Source organism: Microcoleus sp. SVA1B4 (assembly GCF_036700545.1).
Taxonomy (GTDB): domain Bacteria; phylum Cyanobacteriota; class Cyanobacteriia; order Cyanobacteriales; family Microcoleaceae; genus Microcoleus.
This window is the reverse complement of record NZ_JAUBPB010000003.1, coordinates 25,480-48,154: the sequence shown is the minus strand read 5'-3', so window position 1 is coordinate 48,154 and position 22,675 is coordinate 25,480. Positions and strand designations below refer to the sequence as shown.

The following is a 22,675-nucleotide window of genomic DNA, read 5'->3' as shown; positions in this document are numbered from 1 at the left end:
TTTAGTAGTCTGCGGGTTCATCGAAGTCAAAATCTTCTGCTGAATCAACCTCAACTTCAACCTCAGCAGCCTCGGAACATTCATCTAATTCCTCTAATTCTGAGTCTGTTCCTCCTTCAACTTGTGCAATTTTGCGAGGGGGTGACAATTTACCTCGATTTTTGCGGTTAGTTACGCTTTCGGGCAACGCCTGGACTTCAGGTTCGACACCAGCAGCTATAGCTGGCAACCCGGCCTCGCTAGCGTCAATGAACCCAGCAATGCTATTGTGCAGTCCCCAAATCAATTTCTTTTGTGGTTTTTGACCGAGAAATAGCTTGTGAAAATTAGCATCAGTTGGCTGAGTAATGCTGTGAGTTTTGCAGCAAAAGGATTTATTTTTGCCTTCCCCTTCTTTAAGAGCTCTAAACTCGACATTCAACACTCCCAAAGAGCGCCACTTGTCATTTTTACCGCTGTAATCTCTCCCAAAGCAATCAGCAAATGCCCGTTCCAAATTGCGGTAAAATTCTTCTCTAGCGCTCTTAAAGCTCCAGAGGGCTACATTCTTGAAGCGGACGACAATCGGTACCTGATGCAGGGGTTGGTTTTTGGGATTTAGAAAGATGAGAGCGTGTTCGGAACACACTTCCTGCGTCTTTTTATCGAGGGAATCGCGATATTCGTCGTAAAGCCCAATAAAAGTACCTGCTAATTCTCCATTTTCTTCAATATCTTTGTAGCGGATGTACTCAGGCACAAAAGCTAATACCAACATTCTCGCTTTTGGGAGCAGTAAGCCTGTCACTTGTTCGCTTAGTTCGACCGTTGTCAATTCCTCAACATTAGGTATTACGTGCCATTCCGCTTTGACAAGCTGGTCGTTCGGGAGCAAAATACCTGCTGGGTTATCGTTAATCACGATTCCATAGGGCAAAGAGGGCTTGCGAGTTTGGTTGTAATCACTGTTGAATAGCTCCGGATCTATCTCGTAATAATCAGCACTCTTGTTCTTTTGCGTGTGGGACTTTCCACTAGAATTCTGTACTGTCTTACTGGGAGATTTCGCGTTATTGCTTCTTACCATTGTTTACCTATTTTTGTCATAGTCTCCCCCTTGAGGCGATAGCCGCTATCTGAAACATTTAGTTTTTTTAAGAGCTAAAAAAAATGAACAATTTGCAATTTCTGCCTAAAATTAACAAAGCTACCTTGATACCAATGGCAGTTCAACCTCCTAAACGTTCGTTAACTAGCATAGATTTTGGCGGGTTGTTGGGTCAGTTTATGAAGCCAGAGGGACTGGCAATGTTAGGGCTAATGGCAGGCTTACTTATTGCTTCCAAATTAGTTGGAAACGGGAAAGGGAAAATTACCTCCGGGCGGCTGTGCGGGACGGCTGAAAAATTGGCAGCCACAGGCTCTGCCCTCAAGCAAATGAAAGAAAAAAAACGGCAGCCCGTTACTTTGTGGAGCGGTACGCCGAGTTATTGGTTTAAAGGTTGTCAGGGATTGAGTGCTCGATTGCAAACGCTATTAGGTGCAAATCCGACGGTTTGGTTTCCCCACGCAGAACGCGGAACTTTAGTCATTGGTGCTCCGGGTTCTGGCAAAACATTCAGCGTCATTGACCGGATGGTTGAAAGTGCATTCCAGCAAGGTTTTCCTGCCATTATTTACGACAAAAAAGGAGACCAGATGAAACTGCTTGCACCCCTTGCAGTGCGCTACGGCTACGACGTGCAAGTGTTTGCGCCAGGGGAAGCTTACAGCGGCACTATCAATCCTCTGGATTTTATGAGAGATGCACAAGATGCAGTAATGGCAGCAGAAATTGGACAAGTTATTGCTCGAAATGCTAGTCCGGGGGAGAGTAAAGGCAATGAGTTTTTTGAGAAAGCAGGCGAGTTGATGGCGAAGGGTTTAGTGCAGTTGGCAAAAAGCAGTCCTTACCCGGATTTAGCTTTTGTGTACGCAATTATTCAACTGCCTGATTTGGTCAAGCGCATCGACCACGCCGTTCACCGACCCGACGGTCATCCCCTCAAAATGGACAGGTGGATTGCCTCTAGTTTTTCGCAGTTATTAAGTTCAAAAGATGCTGAAAAAACAGTGGCGGGCATTAAGGCAACCGCAGAGGCAACCTACTCCAGTTTCATTCAAAAAGATTTGCTGCGGGCATTTATTGGTCGCAGCACCATTCCAATTGCTTTAGAAGGCAAAAAGTGCATTATTTTCAAATTAGATGACCAAAGACGCACTGTAGTGGGGCCGCTGTTAGCTGCTGCTATTCACTTATGTGTGGTGTCTAATTTGAGTCGGGTACGTTCTGACCCATTTTTGTACTGCTTAGACGAGTTTCCGTCTCTCAAGTTCGACAGAATGGATCAGTGGGCTAACGAATATCGTTCTGCTGGCGGCGTGCCGATTGTTGGCATTCAATCACTCAATCAACTCTATAATCTCTATGGGGATAAAAAAGGGGCTGCGATCGCCAGTGCTCTGTCAACTCATGTCCTCTTCAACCCCGGCGATTTTGAGACAGCCGAGAAATATTCTAAGCGGTACGGGGAAGTGGAAGTGCTGGTAAAAAATCGATCGACCGGCAGCTCGACGGGGCAGCAAACGAGCCGTTCTGTCAACTGGAGCGAACAGTTGCAAAAGAAACCGCTGATTAGTCCTGACGAAATTCTGAGGTTTCCTCAAGGCAAGTGCGTCATCACTTCACCGGCCTACGCAACGGGGACGGAAGCTTTATTTCCCTACCCTCTCAAGATTCCGGTGCGGCCCGGCGACATAAAGCGAGCTAAAGAGTCTGAACAACTGTGGGACAGCCGCATCAGACCGCAGCTTGAAAGGCGGGCGAAAGCTTTGTCAGTAGAGCAGCAGACGGGTAAACTGCTCAATATAGATGAAGAGCTGGATCAGCGGATTCGATTCGCTTACCAATTGCTGCCACATCCGAACGATCCAGAAGAACCCGTGACTGTGGCTGATGTTAAGTCGCCTGTTAATGCTGCTGGTGCGAACAGCGCGGCTGGGAAAATAGCGGTTGGCAATATTCGGACAAAACTTAAAAATCTGTCATTTGGTGGCGATAGATGATGGAGCAAACTAAACAATTTTTGGCTGACATTTTGATTGTTGACGATATTCCCGCTAACATTCAACTACTTTCTCAATTGCTAATTGAAAACGGTTACAAAGTCAGGAAGTTGATTAGTGGACAGCGAGCTTTAAAAGCAGTAGAGTTGCAAGCGCCAGACTTGATTTTGCTAGACATAAAAATGCCCGGTATGGATGGTTATGAAGTCTGTCGTCAACTTAAAGCATCTGAAGCTACTTGTGATATCCCTATAATTTTTATCAGCGCTTTAGATGACGTATTTGACAAAGTAAAAGGGTTTGAGGCGGGCGGTGCTGACTACATTATAAAACCTTTTGAGCCTGTTGAAGTGTTAGCGCGGGTATCTGCCCAACTTAAAATGCAGCGTTTACAGCAACAACTTCGCTGCGCTAACGTGCAATTGGCTACACAAAATGTTCAGCTCAGCCAGGAAATTCAAGAAAGACAGCAAGCAGAAGCCAATTTAAGAATGCTGTTGCACGCTGTTTCGCACGATTTGCGATCGCCTCTATCGGGAATGTCGCTGCTGCTGCGAAGTCGCCTCAATGATGCTGGCAGTAACATTGCTATTGATAGGCGGACTATGGAGGTTATGGTGCAAAGTTGTTCGCGCCAACTCCAGTTGATTGAGTCACTAACAGCAACACAACAGTTTGATGTGAAAAGTGCTTCTTTAGCCATGAAGCCGCTGTCGCTGCCCACTTTAGTCCAAAATATTCTTATTGAAAGATTACCAATTCTCAACCAGCATCGAGTCAAGGTTAAGCAGCTTTTTGCAGCCGATTTGCCTTTAGTCAATGCTGATGCCCAGCAGCTCTGGCGGGTGTTTGGCAATCTGATCGACAATGCTGTTAAATACAATCAGTCTGGGTTTATTTTGACGGTAGAAGCTAAAAAGGAAGGTGAGATGGTTCGCTGTACGGTTGCAGACAATGGGGCAGGAATTTCTCTTCAGCAATGTGCAAGATTATTCGAGCCTTATACGAGGGGAGTTGGAGTTAGTTTAAGGCAAGGGTTGGGATTGGGACTTTTCATTTGCAGGCAAATTGTTGAGGCTCACGGCGGAGAGATTGGCGTTGATAGCGAATTGGGAAAAGGAGCGAGGTTTTGGTTGACATTGCCAAAGTTTGAAGATTGACAAGCTGTTATAATTTGCTACGCGATAGCTACGCCTCAAAAACCACTTTTTTTAGAACAATTAGAAGCTGCATTCCAACGGCTAAACCAGCCCCAAACGCAGTGCTTTAACGGCAGCCTGGGTGCGATCGCTCGCTTCAAATTTAGCTATAATCATCTCTACATGACCTTTGGCGGTGTGGACGCTCATTCCTAGTTGAGCAGCGATTTGTTTATTGCTTTTACCCTCAACTAGCTGCTGCAAAACCTGCATTTCCCGTTCAGTCAGCTTGATGTCGTCCTTCGCATAGCTATCGGGCAGTGGCGTTTTGAGATTTTGCAGTACGCAGTCGGCAATTTTAGGGTCTAAGTAGCTGCCACCTTCTTGCACAGCCGTAATCGCTGCTAGAAGTTGTTCTGCGTTAGTGCCTTTAACGCAGTAACCGTGAGCGCCGCTGGACAAAGCCGCCATTACCTGAGTTGGATTGCTGTGGTGGGTGAGCATCAGGATACGAGTATGTAGCAGGGCGGCTCTGATTTGCTGCGCGGCTGCAATACCATCGATTCCGGGCAAGTCAATGTCCATCAGCACGATGTCTGGTTGGTGTTGCAGTGCGGCACTGACGGCTTCGTTGCCGTTAACAGCTTGTGCGACAACTGTTAAATGGGGTTGGTTATTGAGGATATGCTGTAGACCGAGCTGCATCATCGGGTCATCTTCAACTATCAGGATGGTTTTTAGTTGGCTTGTTTTTGGTTGGGTGGCGGTAGTTGCAGTCACGGCTAACATTCCTACTACATTTTATCCATTCTATATTGTTTTTCTTGACATTAAAGAGTGTCATCCTCCTATCGAGAGAAGAAAAGTATTGATTTTTGGGCAATTTCGTCTGGAATAGAGTGGATGTCTCTCGATAGGAGGATGGTATTGACACTCCCCTGGCTAAAGCCGAGGGGATTCTTGTTTCGCAGAATCGACTTGCTGATGCAGAATTACTTCAACATCAGTAGCGGTCAATTCTCCACAAGCGTTCGGATCTAAGATCCAAGTTCCGGTGTGCCCCACCGTACTCAATCCGCGACTCAGGATATTTTTAGCTGCATTCCAATCCCTATCAAGTACGCATCCACACCGACAGGTATGGGTTCGCGTTGATAGATTTTTCTTAACAATTGTCCCGCAGCTAGAGCATTCTTGGCTTGTTCCGCTGGCTGGCACGGCAATCGTAATCCTTCCGAATACTTTGCCGAAATACTCCAGCCCGACTCGGAACATATACCAAGATGCGTCGTTAATCGATTTAGCTAAACAGTGATTCTTCACCATATTTTTAATCCTCAAATCTTCGTAGGCTACACAGTCGTTTGACTGGATGACGCATCTTGCCAATTTCACGGCAAAATCTTTACGCTGTCTACTTATTTTGAGGTGGCGCTTTCCTAAAATCACTCTAGCTTTTTTTCTGTTCTGCGAACCCTTGACTCGTTTTGAAACTCGTCTTTGGGCTTTCTTTAACCTACGCTCTCCCTTGCGGAGAAATCGCGGATTTTCGACGGCAACGCCATTAGAGTCTGTATAGAACTCTTTTAGCCCCACGTCTAATCCAATGGCATTGCCAGTGACTTCAATTTTTTCCGATCTGTCAACTTGAACGCAAAACTGGACGAAATACCCGTCTGCTCGCTTTACTAAGCGTACTCGCTTAATTTGAGCAAGCTGATAGAAATGTAAGTCGCGCGTCCCTTTTAATTTGAGTTTTCCGACTCCTTTATTGTCGGTAAAAGTGATAGTTTTTCGGTCTGGTGCCATCCGCCATCCGCTTGTTTTATATTCGACTGATCGGTTGTCTTTCTGAAACTGCGGAAACCCCTTTTTCCCCGGAGTCTTCTTTTTACAGTTGTCGTAAAATCGGGCGATTGCCGACCACGCTCTTTCTGCGCTAGATTGCCGAGCCATGCTGTTCAACTCATCGCAAAACGGAAATTCTTTAGCTAAAACCGCGCTGTACTTATTTAAGTCGTATTTATTAACTTTTTGGTTGTCCATCCAAAAGCGCAATGCTTTGTTGCGGATGAACTGCACTGTTTTAATTGCTTCATCTACAGCGTCAAATTGCTGCTTTTTACCATATGCTTTGAATTCAAAAACTAGCATGACTTCGACCTGATCACGATACTCTTAGGCTAACAGCGTCAGCTTAACACTACCAGCATTGTCCACAAATCTTTACAGTGAGATGTCGCAGCACTTTCAAAAGGCCGTCCTAGAAGGACGGGGTTTTAAACCTAAATTCTTGATAAAATGTAAACAGATTATATCGACACTTCGTTGATTTCATCCAAATTGATTTCATCCAAATTGATTTCATCCAAATTGATAGCTGTTGCTACTTCCTTCGGTTGAGAGGTTAGATAACCGTTGAGTTTGACAACTGTTTGTTCTGTCTCTCGTTCAATGGTAGTCAAAAGCCAATTTTGAGTTTTTCGGTGTTGCTTGCTGTCCCAGGCAAACTGAACTTTTTCTGCTGGTTGAGTCGGGTGCAGTGCCAAAATAATCAGTTGTAGCTTGTGAGGCTCGATCTCGAAGAATTCGGCAGCTACCCATAACTTAACTCGGTCTTGCCAAGTCAGTACAGGATGGCGAATCGCCCACTCAAATAGTCTGGGTGTTCCTTTGACTAAACCCACATTTGTACGGACTTGTATCACTTTAAATGGAGGAGAAGGGGAAGAATTTTCTTCTGTCACTCCCCTTTTTGTTCGGTCTAGTTTTGTTTGAAGTGGAATGTCAACAAACAGTTTTCGCTGCGGTAAAAACAGTGATGGCGATAGTTCTTTGAGCTGGAAAACCCACTGCTGGAACTGGGGGTGACTGTTGAGAATTGGCTCGACAGGTAATCCCATTAAAATTTGCTTGACAAGCAGTTGCAAGCGTTCTTGCAGATAGGAAGAAACAAGAGGTGGCTCTTGTAGTGGGCTAGTATGAATAGTTTGATTGAGGTCGGATAGAGTAAGGAGGTACATTGCTCAGAGCATAAAAGACTGAGCAATAGCGGCGATCGCCAGAAGTCAGGGGGAGTGGGGAATGAGACGCTGACTTTTCCGGCTTCTCAACTGAAAACCGTAAGGGTGCAGGCTGCTTGTTACCAACTATACAAGTTTGGCTAAAAATGCTACTGAGGAAGAAATGATATCGGCAATATCATCTGGATCGAGGGAATAAATCTTTGCTAAAACTTCTTTTTTAATTTTTTCAGAGCCTATCCTTTTGCTGCCACTCACTTGACCGATCGCCACCTCATCCAAACCGCGTTGATAAACTGATAGGGATATTTCTCCATCCAAATAAAGTTGCAGAGTCTTGGTACTGCCACCGCTTAACTTTGCCAGTTGCCGAAAGTTCTTAGAATCGGATTCGGGTATCGTTTTCCCTTTTAACCACCGATATACGGTTGAAAAATCTACTCCGATAGCGGACGCTAAAGCGCTTTGAGTCCAGCCTTCTTTCAGCAGCAGCTCGATCAACTGAGTCAGCCGCTTTTGGCGATCGAGTATAAGAGAAGATACAGAGCTAACAGTCACAATTGCTTACCGAAAATTTAGGTTTAAAGTCCTGGGGCACACGGGAACTAACGCCCTTGCGAGACACCGACAAGAGTTGGGCTGAGGAGACTCCTCCGAGTGTAAGCCGAGTAGTGGAAAGAGGAAGCCCAAAGAGTGGTCTTGGGAATCCCCGCGCGCGAACGCACCCGGAGGATGTCAACTAACGCTTTTACCGTACACTATTTTACTTTCTGCTGCGTTGAAGCCGATACTTTTTCGCTATTTTACGCCCTTTCTACAAAATTTGAGCCATCAAAGCCTTAATCGATTACGCAACTACCCTTGCACTATGCAATACTTAATCTTGCACCGCGCAAGACGGACGGAACATCAATGTCAACCTCCAAAACAGTTCGCGGTTCTGATGCACATAACTTCTCTGTTGTTCCCAGCGCTGAACTCCCTGCGAGAGTTGCACAGGACTGCCACCTAAACAAAGTCGACGCTAAAGATTTGTCTGCTCAGAGCAGTACGCTCACTGATGCTGAAGCATTAGAATTAAGCAGCTTGGAAGCTACAGTCGAACGGAGCTTGAAAGCTTTCTGGGAAATAGGGCAAGCTTTGCGCCAAATCCGGGATCGCCGCCTCTACCGACAAGACTTCTCGACGTTTGAAGACTATTGCACTAATCGGTGGGAAATGTCTCGTCGCTGGGCTTACCAATTGATCGAGGCGGCAACCGTCTATGAAAATGTGCGCCATGGCGCACAAATCCTTCCCGCCAATGAGCGCCAAGTTCGCCCTCTAACAGCACTACCCTCCCAAGAGCAGCCTAGGGCTTGGGCCCAAGCCGTTTCTACTGCTCCGAACGGCAAACTTACGGCTTTTCACGTTGCCCGAGTTGTTGAAGAACACCAGAAAAAAAATTCGAGGAATAAGTCTAACAACGAGAACAGTTCCAAAAACCAACGAACTCTCTGGGCCAATCATCCATCGTCAAACCGTGAGATTTCAGCAGCCACTCAAGAGAATGCTGAGGGATTGGGAGCAACATCCAGTCAGTCAGAAACTCAATGCCGAAGCTGCTGGAATTGCTATCATTGCAGTTTTGAGCCTGTTCAAGACGACCCTCACAGTTTTTATTGTCAAAAGCTAGGCAAACTAAGCTTTATTGAGAAAGATGGTAACGAACGAGGATCTAAATGTAAATTGTGGCTCGATCGATGGATCGAACCAGAGTTAGTCAAAAAGGCAAAACGAGCCCAACGAGATACTTTTACCTTAACTCTACAGCTCCCGATACACCTGCAAGCCCAGATGCAAGATGCGGCTAAAACTCAAGGGCTGGCTGTAGTAGATTGGGCAGCACAAGTCCTCAAAGCAGCAGCTTCTACAATCAGTTTTGCTTCTGAAGTCCAGCCTACTCATAACATTACGCCGGCCGCCACAAGTGAGAATTAGGTACGTATTGGGCTAGAAATCGTCCAAATTAAACAGCGTAAATTGGTGAGGAGATGTTGTCGTTTTTCTGGATCGGCGTTTGCCCTTAACAACTTCTTGAACTACTGGATTTGAGTGAATTGATGTCTGATCATTCAAGTCAATAACTTCTGAGCTTTCTCCTGAACTTATTTCATGTTCGACTGGATAATCAGTATCATTTTTAGCCGGGGACTCGACAGGCTCAAACCACTCATTGTACCAATAAGTGGCGTTCATTGATTGAGGTCGATCGCTACTTAAAGTATTGCCAAGGAGCAAATCAGTTTGACCCAACCACCAAATCGGAACAGCCAGCCAAGGTGAAAACATATAAAACTGAAACAAAGCGCATTTTAACAGAGTAGGGTCTATATCTTGACCGATACCGCTCAGACAGTAATTCGACTGTGTTAACATTAAAGCACCCGTACCGCACGCAGGTTCATTGAAGCTGGAAATTCGCTCTGTTTTATCACCACTGACTAACTTAGATATGAACTGACACAAAGCTAAGGGTGTCGGATAAAACCCTGAACTTTTTTGAGCAGTCTTTCCGCAAATTTGGGGTAGCAGTCTGCCCATATAATCTTCAGGATACAGCATGAGAATTGACAGGTCAAACATCTGATAGAGACGCATTGATGCACCTTCACAGCCGGCGGGTTCTTTGGGTAAAATCTTGTAAGCTGGATGTCCGAATGCGAACAAAACCCAGTCCAAGAAAAACTCCAAATAGTCCCAAGCTGACCAAGTTTTCCATTCTCCATGTTGAGGAATGCAATTGAGAGTGTTATCTAGCATGGCTTCTGCGGTAGGAGAATGCTGCCATTCGATTTGGGGAATCGGTTCTGCTGGCAAAGTTTCCTCAATTACAAATTTGGGTAAAATTTCGGGTTTTCTGTTTTCCAGAATGGCTAGCATTGGCTCCATCTTCCACCGCATCCAGGCATGAGCGGGGACAGCTTGACACAAAGCCCAATAATCCCACCTTCCCCACAAACATCGGTCTATTTGTGCGAGAATTGTTAAAAGCCAGCCCGGCTTTAAATCTCGTTTTAGGTTGGGGATTAAAGCTTGCTTTTTCTTTGGTTTATAGGGTTGATTTCTGAAATGTAACAGCATTGACTCTCTAGTTTTGGAGTCAATGATTGGCAAGACAAGCTTGTTTTTCATGAGTACAAGTCTGAAAAATGCACCCCTAAAAACCGCAGTAGCGGTTCGCACAATTTTATGTTGATGCAAGCAGCGTCTTGTTTAATAAAAACAGTAAAAACAAATTGGGAATAGAGCGTAGCTTTTTTGTGTGAAAAAAGCTACACTCTATTCCCCACTCCCATTTTCCCTATTTCTCTCTCCCCATTCCCATTTCTCAGCCGTCTATTCCACCAATTATTTTGATATTTGAGGAGTAGAAAATGCTTCGCACAGCAGCAGCCCCACCTGCTTGAGTAAAGCTTTGTTACCATCAGGGCATCCCGACTGAATCAAACATTTAGGACAGCCAGAACTGCAAGAACAACTGCGGGCTAACTCAGCAGCCGCATGAGCTAATTGAGGGAGAGAACGAAAAATAGCTTCCGAGGTTCCCGAACCCCCTTCTGCTAAATCGTAAAAGAGTCCTGCATAGTCATTTGCACCTCTCTTCTCTACCAGAAAATTCACATCATTAGGTGAAGCCAAAATAGTCAGAGGTAAAGCTGCTAAAATTTGATGGCCGAAACTGTGAATAGCCAACAAATTCGCGGGGTACTCCCACAACTGCTGATATCCGGGCGGAATCTGCTGTTGAGATTGAAGCAATTCCTGGCGAGTAGCTGTTACTACCTGTTGCAGATAACATTCAACCGGGGAATTAAAACTAATTTGCAGTACAGGAGTCGCAAATTTTATTTCGTAAGGTTGCTCAAAGTTTACCTCATTAAGAACCGATGTTAGCTCAGCAGAGCGAGTTCTCTTGCCACAAACAGGACAGGCAGTACATTTTGGTAAATGCTCTCTGTAATTGACACACTTTCTATTGAGACAAGTTAACTCGTAATTGCGAGTTAATAATTGATAACCAGTGACGAGTTGGCTAATTTCTCCCCAAACCAGTTCCAGAATAGCTTGAGCTGGAATTGCCTTACTATCCGTTGAATTGGTTTGAACATTTCCTTCAACTTCTGGAATGACCAACGGGATTTGTTGAGGCAAACTCAAATTCTGCTTGAGGCTGGTATGAGTGTGGCTAATCGCTACAGTAAACAGTCGAGTTTCAGGGGTGTTTTGCAAAATAGCTTTGCCATTCAAGAGCGAGCGCGAAGTATAAGTCACCAAACAGCCGTCTGAGTTTTGCGTGCGGTAAATAGCACCAGGAAATACCTCTCGATAAGCAATCTCCGCACTGAGGAGTTCAATCTCTTCTTGAGTCTCCGCATCCACCAGTTGTATCGTGCTAGAACCCGTTCCCCCTCGAAAGTTTACATCTTTATGGGGAAAGCCCTTAGCCCATAATTTATCCCGGCTTCTGTGAAGAACACCTTGCTCAATTAAAGCCGTTGCAATTTGAGGAGCGCTCTTGCCAAAGTAGTGCTTGAGCTTACTGGCAGGAATGCCTGTTTCGACAGCCGCGCACATCAAATGTTTGGCAATATCTATGGGATAATTGGCATTAAAGCTCACCAATTCAGATTCGGCCGACAGCAACAATTCAGGGCGTTCGGCAAAATAGTTATCCAAAGGTGATTGTGCAATGGGAATGAAGACAATTAAACCGGAGTTTGCGCGACCAGCCCTGCCAGCCCTCTGCCTAAAAGCTTGCAAGCTTCCCGGCCATCCCCTAATAATAGCAAAATCAAGTTGAGGCAAATCAATTCCCGCTTCGAGAGCGCTAGTGCTGAGGATACACTTAACTGTTCCTGACTGCAAAGAGTTAATAATTTCCATGCGGCGCTCGCTTGTTAAACTGCCGTAGAAAATTGCTACTTGCGACTCAATTCCCGAGTTAGTTTGAGTTACAGCTTCTTGCTTAAAAGTTGCCCACAAGTTCTTAATTGCTTGTCTGCCGTTACCGAAGCAAATTCCGCTTTGCCCTTGCTGCAACAAAAACATAATGATGCGAGCAACATCTGAATTAGCATCATGAGTCGGTTTAGTAACAATTAATTGCCGTTCTGGGACAGCAGCTCCGCTAGAGTTAATCCAAACTAACCGCTCGGGTTTATTGATATTTCGCTTTCGACTTCTACCAGATAGTAACTTCGCTAATTTAACGGGATTGCCAACGGTAGCACTCAATATCAGGAATTGCAGTTTTTGAGAAGAACCTCCGCGCTCGTCTACTGCCAATTTTAAGCGGCGAATTAAGCTAGCCATGTTAGCTCCGTAAACTCCGTTAAAAGTGTGAGCTTCATCTAGGACAATATAGCGGAGGCGACTTAAAAAATGCTGCCAAGGCTGACTCCAGTGAACGCCTTTCAGCGCATAGTGAATTAACTCTGGTGTGGCGCTGATTATGCTGGGATTTGCAGCTAATAATTGTTCTCGGGTTTTGGGAGGAGTATCCCCAGTTAGAAGGGCAAGGCGCGGGCGCGCAGGCTCAGGAATCAGTTGGAGCAAATCGGCAAGTTTTTGACTTTGGTCGGCTGTTAAAGCTTTCAAACCATAAATAGAGAGTGCAGTAAATTGATGTTGGATAATGCCCTCTAAAATAGGCAAGTACGCACTTAAAGATTTGCCAGAAGCTGTTGCTGTGCTGAGGATGACATCTTTGCCCTGGCGCACGGCTTTGAGTGTTTTAATTTGGTGCGAATAAAGCTGTTGAATGCCTTGGCGGTGCAAAGCAGAAATTATTGAAGGCGGCAAGTCTTGAGGAATTTTGTAGAGCTTAGGAGTTGTAGCAGTCGCGATTGTCTGATAAATAACCTCTTCGCCTAAAAACTCACACAAATCGGCTGTTGCAGTTGGCTGCAAGTGGCTTGCTTCTGGGAAGTTATTTTGGTGAAAATCATGTCTGGCTATTAGTTGGGAAAGAAGGTTGATATAATTGGGAGGCATTGGTCACTCTACGAATGAATCTTTTCTCTTTTACTACCGCTAGGTAAAAAAAAGAACGAGAGAGGTAATTTTAAAAAAACTGGGAGTCGGACTGATTCTGGTAACAATTATGGGTTTTAATCCAGGAACTAGGGAAACGGTAGGTCTCTGGCTCACGGCGCGATCGCCCCGCCTCGTGAGGCACTATAGTGAGTCTTGCAGGAGTCGTGAAACTCTCTTCTCTTTCCGACCTTCGCGTGCTTCGCGTCTTCGCGGTTCGTTGAAAACTTGTTTTTTTCACAACTTATTTAGACTGGCTATATAATTAGTACAGTACACTTTACCAATTACCAGACTTACCTCATTCAACCCCGAAGTGTTATAATATCCGATTAAGAATAATAAACTTATGCCTTACAGTAAATTCACTCTCAGCAAAGCTGTAGAAGATTTTCATCTCACAATCATTGAAGGAGCGCGTTTTTTACCAGAAATCCTCCCAGTGACTCCTAGTGTTTTACTACAGGATACTCTTAAAGAAACGATTCCCTGGGCGATCGCGGTGAGTAGCGAAAAAGCTCGTTCGGAGGGGATTATCAATCCTGTGTTACTAGAAGTAAAACGCCAACTTCAAGGACAGATTAGCGTTTTTTCAGGCGAAGAATTCAATGTAGAACCGGAGGCTGAACTCACAGGGTATGTTGACTTTCTTCTTAGTCGTTCCCCGGAGCAACTATTTATCAAAGCCCCTGCGGTTATATTGGTGGAAGCCAAAAAAGAAGACCTTAAACCGGCTCTTGGGCAATGCCTTGCAGAAATGGTTGCAGCTCAACGCTTTAACCAACAAAAGCAACAGCCGATATCGACGATTTACGGAACGGTAACTAGCGGTACAGTTTGGCGTTTTCTTAAATTAGAAGAGCAATGCGCGTCCATTGACCTTACAGATTATCCACTACCTCCGGTTGAGCAAATCTTGGGCTTTCTCGTTTGGATGATGCAAGAAAGGTGAGCTGCTATTAAACAAAAATAGCGACCTAGTGCGATAAATAAACTCAAAAACTTCTTTGATAAATTAATGAGAAAAACAACTTCTTTATCACTACAGTTAATTAATTCTGGACGCATAAACTCTATCTGTAGGGTACACCGCCGCGCACCTTACTGCTACCAATAGTAATAGTGTTGCAAAGCAGTTTTTGCCTCCAGGATTGTTAATGAAAGACTGCCGAATTAACTCGGCAGCGCTTTCCTGTTATTTAAGGTGAGTGAGTTGAGTGATGCTGAGCAAAGCAGGCAACATCGAGTCAGGCTTATCTCCTGTTTTGAGAGCGATTTCTAAATCCAACAAAATGGAGAGCGATCGACTTAAGAAGTTCGCAGATACTTCCTTAACCTCCTGCTTAAGGAAATACAGCCGTTTGGGGTTACTAATTCCGCACATACTAGCAATTTCGCTATCAGAACGTTGTTGGTCGGAATTGATAGTAGCTTTTACCCACAGCCAAGTTTTAAACTGAGTTTGGAGAGTGGCAATAATTGCTAAAGGAAACTCTGCCCGAGATAGCAATTCATCAAGCACCTTAATTGCCGCCACTGCTTGACCTTTTAAAAGAGCTTCGGCAAGTTGAAAACAGTTGGCTGTGGTAGCTGGAACGAGGATTTTAGCAGCTTCTTTCGTAATGCGAGCGCCTGCTGCATAAATGGCTAATTTCTCTAGTTCACTGACTCTTCTAGCAGAATCGTTGCCAATCGCTACCGCTAGATAACTGACAGCATCTCTGGCAATTGAGAGATTCATCTGTTTAGCAGTAGCAGCGATCGCACTTTCAATCAAATCAGTACGCCAAGGAGGAATGAGAGTAAACTCCTTGAGGTTACCAAACTGCAACAAATGCTTGACTACCTTGAGCCGTTTGTCGATAACAGCAGCAGTGAAGACTAAGTGCGTTGTAACAGGTAATTGGGGCAAAATTTGCAGCAATTCTAGCCCCATTTCTCCAAATTGCTTGAAATCGCAATTTTCAACGACAATAAGTTTGTTTCCACCGCCGAAAGGAACTGAAGCAGCAGCAGAGAGGGCTGCATCCAGGGAAGAAGCATTTCTGCGGTGGATGTTGAAATCTCGCCAGAGAGGATGAGTTTGAGTCTTAAAATTTTCAACTTCTCGTTCAATTGCGTAGGTATCATTCCCAATTAGGATGCTAATCATGCTGCTAACTCCTCCTGTTGTTTGACAGTTACAGTAACAGAGCGGCCTAAAGCTTTAGTAACGATCCGCTGCACGGATTCAAGGTGACTCTGAAACTTGTTCGCGTATTTTCTTTCTACTGCTAACACACATGAATCAGCCGAAAGTTCGGCAATTTTAGCGCGGTTTAAGAGGCTACGATTGCCTGGTTTCGCTGCTGCTACTACTTGCGCCCAAGTTGTCTCAAAGTCAGGAGAATCAGCCTCTATTTTTTGAGGGGTTTTATCAAATTTGTCGGGCTGATTAGATGGGAAAGTTGCCGGCAATCGCATTTCCTTGGCTACAGGTTTGCTTGACAGCATCAAGTTCAGCAGGCAAACTTCTAACCACGTAGCTGCATTGGTGCTAGTTCTCAATTGAAATTCTGATTTCTGCAATTGTGCACAAGCCGCATCAATTGTTTCAAAATCCAGATGAAGAGCGAGCGATCGCAGTTGTGAGTAGCCTACTGGCCCTGCAATTAAATTCTGGCAGTGGCGCGTTGATTTGACAATGAGCAAATCTCTCATTGCTGCTAGCAATCTGCTGAGAATAAGTTTAGGGGTTTTGCCGCTGTCAATGAGCGTTCTCGAAGATTGCAGTACGCTTAGGGTATCGCCAGAATGAATGGCTTTGAGAAGGGCGATCGACTCTTGCTCGCTGATACTGCCAGATACTTCTGCAACTTGAGTTAGGGTAATCTCTGAGTTTAGCAGTGAAAGCTGAGAGAGTAATTGCAAGGCATCTCTTAACCCTCCGTCGCAGGTGCGAGCGATCGCCCGCATGGCCTCACTTGCGATCTCAATAGATTCAGCGGAGCTAATTTTGTGCAATTGTCCGACAATAGCATCAACTGACAAGGCTCGGAAGTTAAAAGTTTGGCAGCGGGAAATAATTGTCGGCAGGACTTTATGTGCTTCAGTCGTACAGAGAATAAATACCACATGAGCCGGAGGTTCTTCAAGGCATTTGAGGAGAGCATTTTGAGCGCTGGTACTGAGTTGGTGACACTCGTCTAAAATCCAAATGCGGTAAGGGCTCATCGCTGGCGCAAAGTTGCTGTGTTGTATTAATTCTCTGGCATCATCCACGCCATTGTGAGAGGCAGCATCGATTTCAGTTACGTCTAAGCTTGAACAGGAGTCAATGGTTTTGCAGCTTGAACATTCTCCGCAAGGAGTGGCGGTTGGCTTTTTGCTATTCAAACAATTGAGGGATTTAGCCTGAATGCGAGCGGTTGAGGTTTTGCCTGTTCCTCTGGGGCCAGTAAATAGGTAAGCTTGAGCAATTTTGTCGGAGGTGATGGCATTGGTCAAGGTGGTTTTGATGGTGTCTTGACCCACTAATTCTTGTAGGTTTTTGGGGCGGTATTTGAGGTGCAGTGGTTGGTACATTTTGAGTCGTTAGAATACTTCTGGTAACTATTCCCCGATAGGGGAGCCGTGAGCCGTGCCTGAAGTTAAACTCATAGGACTTACGCATAAGCTCTATCTGTAGTATAAAAATTGTGCATTTTACCGCTACCAATAGTGTTACCAAGTATTTTTTGCGTAAGTCCTGGCTCAGTTGTTGGCGCTGGCGCGCCGAACACACTACCACAAGGAAAAATTGCTAAACCATCTGCTGCTGAGATACAGCAAAAAAGCACGGCATGAAGCAATACGCTTGGGATAAGACACTCATGGAGACAAAACACTGTGAAAAATAGATACTGCGAAGGCGCGTGCCTGCCCGAAGGGCTTATGCTTCGCCCAAAGCTCTCTTCGGACACAAAAAAATTAACCCAAGCGTATTGCGGCATGAAGGAAAAATCGAAAGCAAAAAGTTTGAGCAAGTGGAAACTGATTCCAGAGCGCAAAACTGGGGCAATTTACACCCCGCTTACTTGCGATGTTGGGAGTTTTGAAGATGCAAAATTGTCGGCGGTTGCGAGCTTATTTAAACCAATGGATAGAAAGATTAAAACTCACTAATTTACCAGCCAAAACGTTGCTTAAATCAAAAAAAAGTAGTAAAATTTATGTGGCTTTTTTAGATAAATTACTGTTGGCAAAAACCACTTAAACCTCCTAAATTATACACCAATAAGGTTCGATTTTTTGCAGGAGAGGGCATCAAATTTAGATGCCACTCCCACATGCACGACTATTCTTGCGGAGCGACAATATATTCGCACTCTAAAGCCTCTGTACCCGACGCAGGCGTTCCAAACGGTGCAATCAGTAGGGGAGCGGTAGGAGTTGCCATTAACACCCGCAAATCTGAGCTGGAAATCGCTTTAGCTGTATCAATCAAATAGCGGATGTCGCACTTGAGACGAAACTCACAGCCCCATAGTTTGGCATCAACTGTCTCAGTTCCTGAACTGAGAGTATTGTTGAGTGATGCTCGCACTTGTTGGGCATCTAAATCGAATTCTAAAATAGCTGTTAGGTGAGACTTGTCGCTGTGAGAAGCTAACCTCTCTAAGGCTTTTAAAAAGCTCAGCCTCTCAACCACCACTTGATGGCTAAATTGATGTCGATAGGGAGCGATAATTTGGTCACAAATTGGATATTGCCCTTCTAGCAACTTCGTGGTCAACCGCCAATTATTCCACTCGAATGCGACAAAATTACTAAGTTGCTCTGGCAAACCTTCATAGTAAATCGTAACTTTGTCAGCAGAATTCAAAGAACGCTCCAATAACCGGAGTACCTTAGCAGGGACAGTAAAATTAACTACTTGACGGCTCAAAAGATAGGAATTACTGCTTTCGTTCAATCCTAAAACCATTGCTACCCGATGCCCATCTGTCGTCCAAACTCTCAGTTGATCGAGTCCTCTGTCTGCGTCGTGACTGAGTTGAAAATTCCCTCCAGTTAAAATGCGTTTGTTTTCCTCAGAACTGACAGCAAATAAGCTAGCTTTGAGGACAGAAATTAACACGCTAGCAGGAAGCGTTACAAGTTTCTGTTGAACGCTGGGGATAGCCGGAAATTCGTCTGCAGCTAGCCCGCGAATGGCGTGCTTGCTTCTTGACGCACTCAGAGTGGCACTGACTGATGGAACGTCGCTTCCTTTAATAATTTCAGAAGAACTCTTTAAGGTAAGGCTGCCGTTAGGAAATTTTCCCAGAATGTCAGCAAGTATGGGTGCGGGGAGGGTAAGCTTTCCAGATTGATTGACATTCGCACCAAAGCTCACTTGCATTCCAAATTCTAAATTGTAAGCAGTCAGGTGCAAATGTTGAGTTTCAGCATCAGCTTCAATCAAAATATTGGACAAAATGGGATGGCTGCTATTGCTGGGAATGATGCTTTTCAGAGCCTGTACATAATCGTTAAATTCTCTTGAATCGCAGGCAATTTCAATAGCTGATGGGAGAGGATAAGAAGAAGGCAATAGTGCCTCATTTGACACAGTTTCTAGAGAAGGAGCATCGACGGCTGGAAGTGCTGCAAAATTTGTGCAATTTTGCGAGGTTTCTACTTTTTGTGGAGAGATTGTTAAGGGTTCGCAAACCGAGTCAGTTTCAGTTGTTGGTTTGACTGATTTCTTCACAGTTTTGGCAGAATTACGTGCTGTGGCAGTCGAGCGTTTTTTCTTAACTGTTCTCTCCAAATTTTCCTCTTGAGGCGGTGTTCCTGTTAGTCGAGATTTTGCCATAATTAGCCTGGTGTCAGGGGTGCGATTTGCCGCTGCGGTAGCAGCACTTATTCAGGTTGTTGAGAAAGAGGAGTGGGAAGGAGAAGGAGAAAGAGAAGGAAAAGGAGAAAGAGAAGGAAAAGGATAAGGGGAAGGAACCCACGCTTAAAAGCATAGGATTCAAGGGTAGACATTTTGTATCTAACTCGGTGGGTATCGATACAATTATTGATTTTTTGAACGTTGCTATCAACCCACAACTAAAGTTTTTTTCTCCCTCTTTATCTTCTCTTTCCCCTTGCCCTTTCGTTTCCTTGTTCGCCTTATTTTATAAATAGGACTTACGCACAGACTCTACTTTAGGAATTACGCAACTGGCATAGTCCAATCGATTTGTAGGGTGCGTCAGACTTTCGTTATAAGGCGATTATCGAGGGTTTGGGATAGTAACGTACCTTACTAATTGTGCCAGTTGCGCCCAGGACTGTACTTGTAGGTGCTGATGGCACACGTTACTACTACAGATAGTGTAAAAATTGATTTATGCAGCCTAAGTCCTGATGGAGAAGCTTTTTGAAAGTTGAGTGTTACTGACTGTTTTCTACAAACGTATGTGCCTCTTGGTTGAAGACTTTACCTCTTGGTTGAGAAGTTTACATTGTACTTGAGAATTTTATTGTTTGAGTAAAAGTCATTGGGGGCAACAAATAATATCCGATATCGGCAGCGGCTTGCACCGACATAATAAAGTCGATGGTACTCTTTAAGTTTCTGTTGCCTGCTCAAATCTTGACCGATTAACAATCTGCTGAAAAGGTCGCTTCCGTCAATACCAACTTCATCAAAAGTGCTGCCTTGCGAATTGTGAATAGTCAGAGCAAAGCAATTGTTAATTTCAGCAAACAAGTCATCTTTGAACCAGTAATATTTTCTCCAAAGAAATCCATTGCGTTTAGCACTCTTTAGCTTTTCTTTAAGTTCAGCCTGGTAACGCTTATTTTCGGACTCGTGCAGGACAAAGATTTGCCGAAATAAACCGTCATCAGTCACAATTTTTAGCAGCCAAACTCGATAGCCTCCGTGCTGGTTAATCTCAACTTCCTTGACGGTAAATTCCGTTGAAGTCGGCAAAATTACGGTTTTGCCGTCAGGTGCCATGACGGGTTTTTTGGTAATTAGCCTTTCTCCCGGTACAAATCTGGGTGCAGCTTGACCGTAGACTTGTTCTCTGATAAGGTGATTGTAGTATTTGACTCGTTTGTTAGTCCAGCACAGAATTCTGAAACGATCGGGATTTTGACTAAACTCTCGATCGATCGTTTTGACGGCATATTGCAGCAGCGTTTCTGATTTGACTTTGAATGCACCGTTTGATTTGTCTCCTTTTTTGTATTTGGAATGCGGCAAAAATATGTCTGCTTTGCTATTGACAAAAGAGCGGCATTCTGTTATGAAATCGAGTACAGGGCTTTCCCCTGCTTGCCTGACAACTTGGGTCAGTACAGCTTTACTGGCAACGCTAAAAGCAGGCGACTTTTTGTCTCCTACAGGATTGAGCTGAGCCGGGTCGCCCATTAAAATTAGCTTGCGGTGATTGAAGAATGTGCGTTCAAAATTGCGTTCTATCCATTTCCACAATTCGCTTCCAACCATCGAACATTCGTCGAGGAAGATGATATCGTAGAGGTGAAGGCTGCTGGAACTTGTCTGTGACAAGGCTTTTTCTTGTTCTTTTCTGACCATGCCCAATCCTAAAAGCTGGTGTATTGTCATAAAATCAACTCCGAAAATGCCTTGAGACGCTGCCATTTTTCTGAGGATGCCGACTGCTTTGTTAGTAGGTGCTGTGAGGGCAATGCGTTTGCTTTGACTCAAGAGTTCTTGGATAATTTGAAAGACGATTGTGGATTTTCCAGTTCCTGCGTAGCCGCACAGCAAGAAGAATGACTCGGTAGTGGTTAGAAAGCTTCTTAATTTGTCGATGGCTTGCTGCTGTTGCGGTTTGAGTGTGAAGGGAAATTGTGTAAGTTTTTGGGGTTGTTCGAGTAAGGTTTGAATCATTAGTTAGCGTCCATTACTAATTTTATCAACCTCTGATTAAGCGTTAGCTTGACGGGGGAGTCTTTCAAGAGTAGGTTTTTTAGATTCCGGGCAAGGAAGATTCCTAAGTCTTATTAATAATAAAACTTTTAAGACAAATAGGAATTTTTTCTGTTTTTTGTTCCAGCAAAAAAGCACCGTTTACACCCTACGGAGTGCTCGCTACTTCCCACTCATCTCCTAAATGGCATCCTTTCTAAATCAAGTTTAACAACTTTTTCCAGAGCTTCAAGACGCTTGTTTAATGTTTTATGTCGGGGACATTCTACAGCATACTCATATTTAGAACCTGTATGTTGCAGTTCATAAATTTGGCACTCAATTAAGTTGCTCAAGTGGCCGACTAGCTTTTTGACAGGTATTAGCCACGCTTTAGCTAACGCTTTAGTACGGAACCCAATCCAAGCTGTAAAGTAGGAGCCGTCTTCGCTAATTTGATAAGCCACATTGGGCGATAATTTAACCAGGGGTTCGATGCGGGCAATACCCAAACCTTTGAGTTCTGTCAAGCTGTAACTTAGAAGTTCTCCGCTGTTCCACTGGATGTGAAATGGACGTGGCTCTTCAACGTTCAAGGTAATAACTGTCCCCATTCGTTGAAATCCTTCTCGGTGCTGTAAAAGGCAATCTCCCTCTCTAAATCCGTAGAAGCCTTGTTTCTTTGTTAGGTTTTCTAACTGCTGCTTCCAGGCTTCTTCCCAAGCTATGTCAAAGTCGAGAAGTTCGTAATTTTCTTCGCTCAATTGTCGAGCCAGTTTTTCTTTTAACTGCTGGTTGTGGATTGGCATAGCGAATTCTAAAAAGTAGTCGGGTACTTCAAGAGCTAAATGCGTCTTAGCTCTGATTCTGAGTTCATTGACAGACAAACAGCGGGCGTCTTTTAATTGCTGGGGTGCAGGAATATCTATAGTACAACTTGTCGGGTAGCCTGGAAACAAGTTGATGGGAAAGAGATAAGATTGGTCGAGAGTAGAGATGAGAATGTGGTGTTCGCTCAGCGATTCTACTTTGAAACGAGTTGCGTTACTAAATTGTATCTGTTCGGAATTAGCGAGTACGATAGTTGTGCAAGCTGGAAGTTCTCCCGCAGTATTTTTAGGGATAAACTGAGGAACGAGAGAGATTGTGAGGGCGCGGATTTCGTCGAGGTTATAAGTCCAAGAAAATGAATCTTCGCCCGAACTTGCGTCCCAAGTAATTGTCACAGGTTTTTCAGTTTGATTGAGAGAAGTAACAGTACCGTATTGGTTACCAGTTTTAACGATATCATTTAACCTGAAGGGATGTTCTTCAGCAGGTGCGGGAATAAGGAAAGGGAAAATTACTGCAACTACTTCTTTAACTTGAGGGGATTCCTGGCTGGCTGATTCAGGAAAAGTGTTGTGGGGGGTTATAAGAGAGTTGTTAGCATTCATAATGGCAAGAATTTGGTTATCGCTTAACTTCTCCCGCTAGGG

At 44.5% G+C, this 22,675-nt stretch carries 17 protein-coding genes; 5 read left to right on the top strand and 12 right to left on the bottom strand.

Annotated elements, in window-relative coordinates:
- Position 1 precedes the first annotated feature (1 nt).
- Entirely contained in the window at positions 2 to 1,066 is a 1,065-nt protein-coding gene (locus tag QT987_RS02285) for a DUF5895 domain-containing protein (protein WP_333236924.1), read from the bottom strand.
- 83 nt (positions 1,067 to 1,149) lie between these two features.
- Between QT987_RS02285 and QT987_RS02280 the strand changes: the two genes are divergently transcribed.
- Positions 1,150 to 3,084 (top strand): type IV secretion system DNA-binding domain-containing protein, encoded by a 1,935-nt coding sequence (locus QT987_RS02280; protein WP_333236922.1) that lies wholly within the window; start codon positions 1,150 to 1,152, stop codon positions 3,082 to 3,084.
- Entirely contained in the window at positions 3,081 to 4,244 is a 1,164-nt protein-coding gene (locus QT987_RS02275; protein ID WP_333236920.1) for a hybrid sensor histidine kinase/response regulator, read from the top strand. Before QT987_RS02280 ends, QT987_RS02275 begins: the two co-directional genes overlap by 4 nt.
- 81 nt (positions 4,245 to 4,325) lie before the next feature.
- Here the strand turns inward: QT987_RS02275 and QT987_RS02270 are convergent, their stop codons facing one another.
- The 4 genes from QT987_RS02270 to QT987_RS02255 all read right to left on the bottom strand — a co-directional run bounded on the left by QT987_RS02270 (position 4,326) and on the right by QT987_RS02255 (position 7,804).
- A complete protein-coding gene (locus QT987_RS02270) occupies positions 4,326 to 5,012 on the bottom strand; it encodes a response regulator transcription factor (protein WP_333236918.1) in 687 nt (228 codons plus the stop codon).
- 153 nt (positions 5,013 to 5,165) lie between these two features.
- Complete coding sequence (locus tag QT987_RS02265; protein WP_333236915.1) at positions 5,166 to 6,377, bottom strand: transposase; 1,212 nt, start codon at positions 6,375 to 6,377, stop codon at positions 5,166 to 5,168.
- A gap of 158 nt (positions 6,378 to 6,535) precedes the next feature.
- A complete protein-coding gene (locus QT987_RS02260) occupies positions 6,536 to 7,246 on the bottom strand; it encodes a hypothetical protein (protein WP_333236913.1) in 711 nt (236 codons plus the stop codon).
- Between the two features lie 126 nt (positions 7,247 to 7,372).
- Entirely contained in the window at positions 7,373 to 7,804 is a 432-nt protein-coding gene (locus tag QT987_RS02255; RefSeq protein WP_193975537.1) for a helix-turn-helix domain-containing protein, read from the bottom strand.
- A 354-nt stretch (positions 7,805 to 8,158) separates the two neighbouring features.
- Between QT987_RS02255 and QT987_RS02250 the strand changes: the two genes are divergently transcribed.
- Complete coding sequence (locus QT987_RS02250; protein ID WP_333236911.1) at positions 8,159 to 9,226, top strand: hypothetical protein; 1,068 nt, start codon at positions 8,159 to 8,161, stop codon at positions 9,224 to 9,226.
- A 12-nt stretch (positions 9,227 to 9,238) separates the two neighbouring features.
- Here QT987_RS02250 and QT987_RS02245 read toward each other — a convergent pair whose 3' ends face one another.
- Together QT987_RS02245 and QT987_RS02240 are read right to left on the bottom strand one after the other, a co-directional pair.
- Positions 9,239 to 10,420 (bottom strand): hypothetical protein, encoded by a 1,182-nt coding sequence (locus tag QT987_RS02245; protein WP_333236909.1) that lies wholly within the window; start codon positions 10,418 to 10,420, stop codon positions 9,239 to 9,241.
- A gap of 216 nt (positions 10,421 to 10,636) precedes the next feature.
- Positions 10,637 to 13,282 carry a DEAD/DEAH box helicase gene (locus tag QT987_RS02240; RefSeq protein ID WP_333236908.1) on the bottom strand — a complete coding sequence of 882 codons (2,646 nt, stop codon included), beginning with the start codon at positions 13,280 to 13,282 and terminating at the stop codon, positions 10,637 to 10,639.
- A 388-nt stretch (positions 13,283 to 13,670) separates the two neighbouring features.
- Here QT987_RS02240 and QT987_RS02235 point away from each other — a divergent pair, with 388 nt between their 5' ends.
- A complete protein-coding gene (locus QT987_RS02235) occupies positions 13,671 to 14,273 on the top strand; it encodes a hypothetical protein (protein ID WP_333236906.1) in 603 nt (200 codons plus the stop codon).
- A 243-nt stretch (positions 14,274 to 14,516) separates the two neighbouring features.
- Here QT987_RS02235 and holA read toward each other — a convergent pair whose 3' ends face one another.
- On the bottom strand, positions 14,517 to 15,473 hold the full coding sequence (holA, locus tag QT987_RS02230; RefSeq protein ID WP_333236904.1) for a DNA polymerase III subunit delta: 957 nt from the start codon (positions 15,471 to 15,473) through the stop codon (positions 14,517 to 14,519).
- Entirely contained in the window at positions 15,470 to 16,885 is a 1,416-nt protein-coding gene (gene dnaX / locus QT987_RS02225) for a DNA polymerase III subunit gamma/tau (RefSeq protein WP_333236901.1), read from the bottom strand. Before dnaX ends, holA begins: the two co-directional genes overlap by 4 nt.
- A gap of 303 nt (positions 16,886 to 17,188) precedes the next feature.
- Between dnaX and QT987_RS02220 the strand changes: the two genes are divergently transcribed.
- Positions 17,189 to 17,464 carry a hypothetical protein gene (locus tag QT987_RS02220; protein ID WP_333061445.1) on the top strand — a complete coding sequence of 92 codons (276 nt, stop codon included), beginning with the start codon at positions 17,189 to 17,191 and terminating at the stop codon, positions 17,462 to 17,464.
- Positions 17,465 to 17,636: 172 nt separating this feature from the next.
- Here QT987_RS02220 and dnaN read toward each other — a convergent pair whose 3' ends face one another.
- From dnaN to QT987_RS02205, 3 genes are all read right to left on the bottom strand, one after another.
- Positions 17,637 to 19,139: a DNA polymerase III subunit beta gene (gene dnaN, locus QT987_RS02215; RefSeq protein ID WP_333236898.1), complete on the bottom strand. Its 1,503-nt coding sequence runs from the start codon at positions 19,137 to 19,139 to the stop codon at positions 17,637 to 17,639.
- 612 nt (positions 19,140 to 19,751) lie between these two features.
- Positions 19,752 to 21,179 (bottom strand): DEAD/DEAH box helicase, encoded by a 1,428-nt coding sequence (locus QT987_RS02210; RefSeq protein ID WP_333236897.1) that lies wholly within the window; start codon positions 21,177 to 21,179, stop codon positions 19,752 to 19,754.
- Between the two features lie 212 nt (positions 21,180 to 21,391).
- Complete coding sequence (locus QT987_RS02205; RefSeq protein WP_333236895.1) at positions 21,392 to 22,633, bottom strand: hypothetical protein; 1,242 nt, start codon at positions 22,631 to 22,633, stop codon at positions 21,392 to 21,394.
- Positions 22,634 to 22,675 lie beyond the last annotated feature (42 nt).

Excerpts from the sequence above, each read along its gene's own strand:
- QT987_RS02285 (WP_333236924.1), bottom strand. The coding sequence starts at position 1,066 with ATGGTAAGAAGCAATAACGCGAAATCTCCCAGTAAGACAGTACAGAAT.
- QT987_RS02280 (WP_333236922.1), top strand. The coding sequence starts at position 1,150 with ATGAACAATTTGCAATTTCTGCCTAAAATTAACAAAGCTACCTTGATA.
- QT987_RS02275 (WP_333236920.1), top strand. The coding sequence starts at position 3,081 with ATGATGGAGCAAACTAAACAATTTTTGGCTGACATTTTGATTGTTGAC.
- QT987_RS02270 (WP_333236918.1), bottom strand. The coding sequence starts at position 5,012 with ATGTTAGCCGTGACTGCAACTACCGCCACCCAACCAAAAACAAGCCAA.
- QT987_RS02265 (WP_333236915.1), bottom strand. The coding sequence starts at position 6,377 with ATGCTAGTTTTTGAATTCAAAGCATATGGTAAAAAGCAGCAATTTGAC.
- QT987_RS02260 (WP_333236913.1), bottom strand. The coding sequence starts at position 7,246 with ATGTACCTCCTTACTCTATCCGACCTCAATCAAACTATTCATACTAGC.
- QT987_RS02250 (WP_333236911.1), top strand. The coding sequence starts at position 8,159 with ATGTCAACCTCCAAAACAGTTCGCGGTTCTGATGCACATAACTTCTCT.
- QT987_RS02245 (WP_333236909.1), bottom strand. The coding sequence starts at position 10,420 with ATGAAAAACAAGCTTGTCTTGCCAATCATTGACTCCAAAACTAGAGAG.
- QT987_RS02240 (WP_333236908.1), bottom strand. The coding sequence starts at position 13,282 with ATGCCTCCCAATTATATCAACCTTCTTTCCCAACTAATAGCCAGACAT.
- QT987_RS02235 (WP_333236906.1), top strand. The coding sequence starts at position 13,671 with ATGCCTTACAGTAAATTCACTCTCAGCAAAGCTGTAGAAGATTTTCAT.
- holA (WP_333236904.1), bottom strand. The coding sequence starts at position 15,473 with ATGATTAGCATCCTAATTGGGAATGATACCTACGCAATTGAACGAGAA.
- dnaX (WP_333236901.1), bottom strand. The coding sequence starts at position 16,885 with ATGTACCAACCACTGCACCTCAAATACCGCCCCAAAAACCTACAAGAA.
- dnaN (WP_333236898.1), bottom strand. The coding sequence starts at position 19,139 with ATGGCAAAATCTCGACTAACAGGAACACCGCCTCAAGAGGAAAATTTG.
- QT987_RS02210 (WP_333236897.1), bottom strand. The coding sequence starts at position 21,179 with ATGATTCAAACCTTACTCGAACAACCCCAAAAACTTACACAATTTCCC.
- QT987_RS02205 (WP_333236895.1), bottom strand. The coding sequence starts at position 22,633 with ATGAATGCTAACAACTCTCTTATAACCCCCCACAACACTTTTCCTGAA.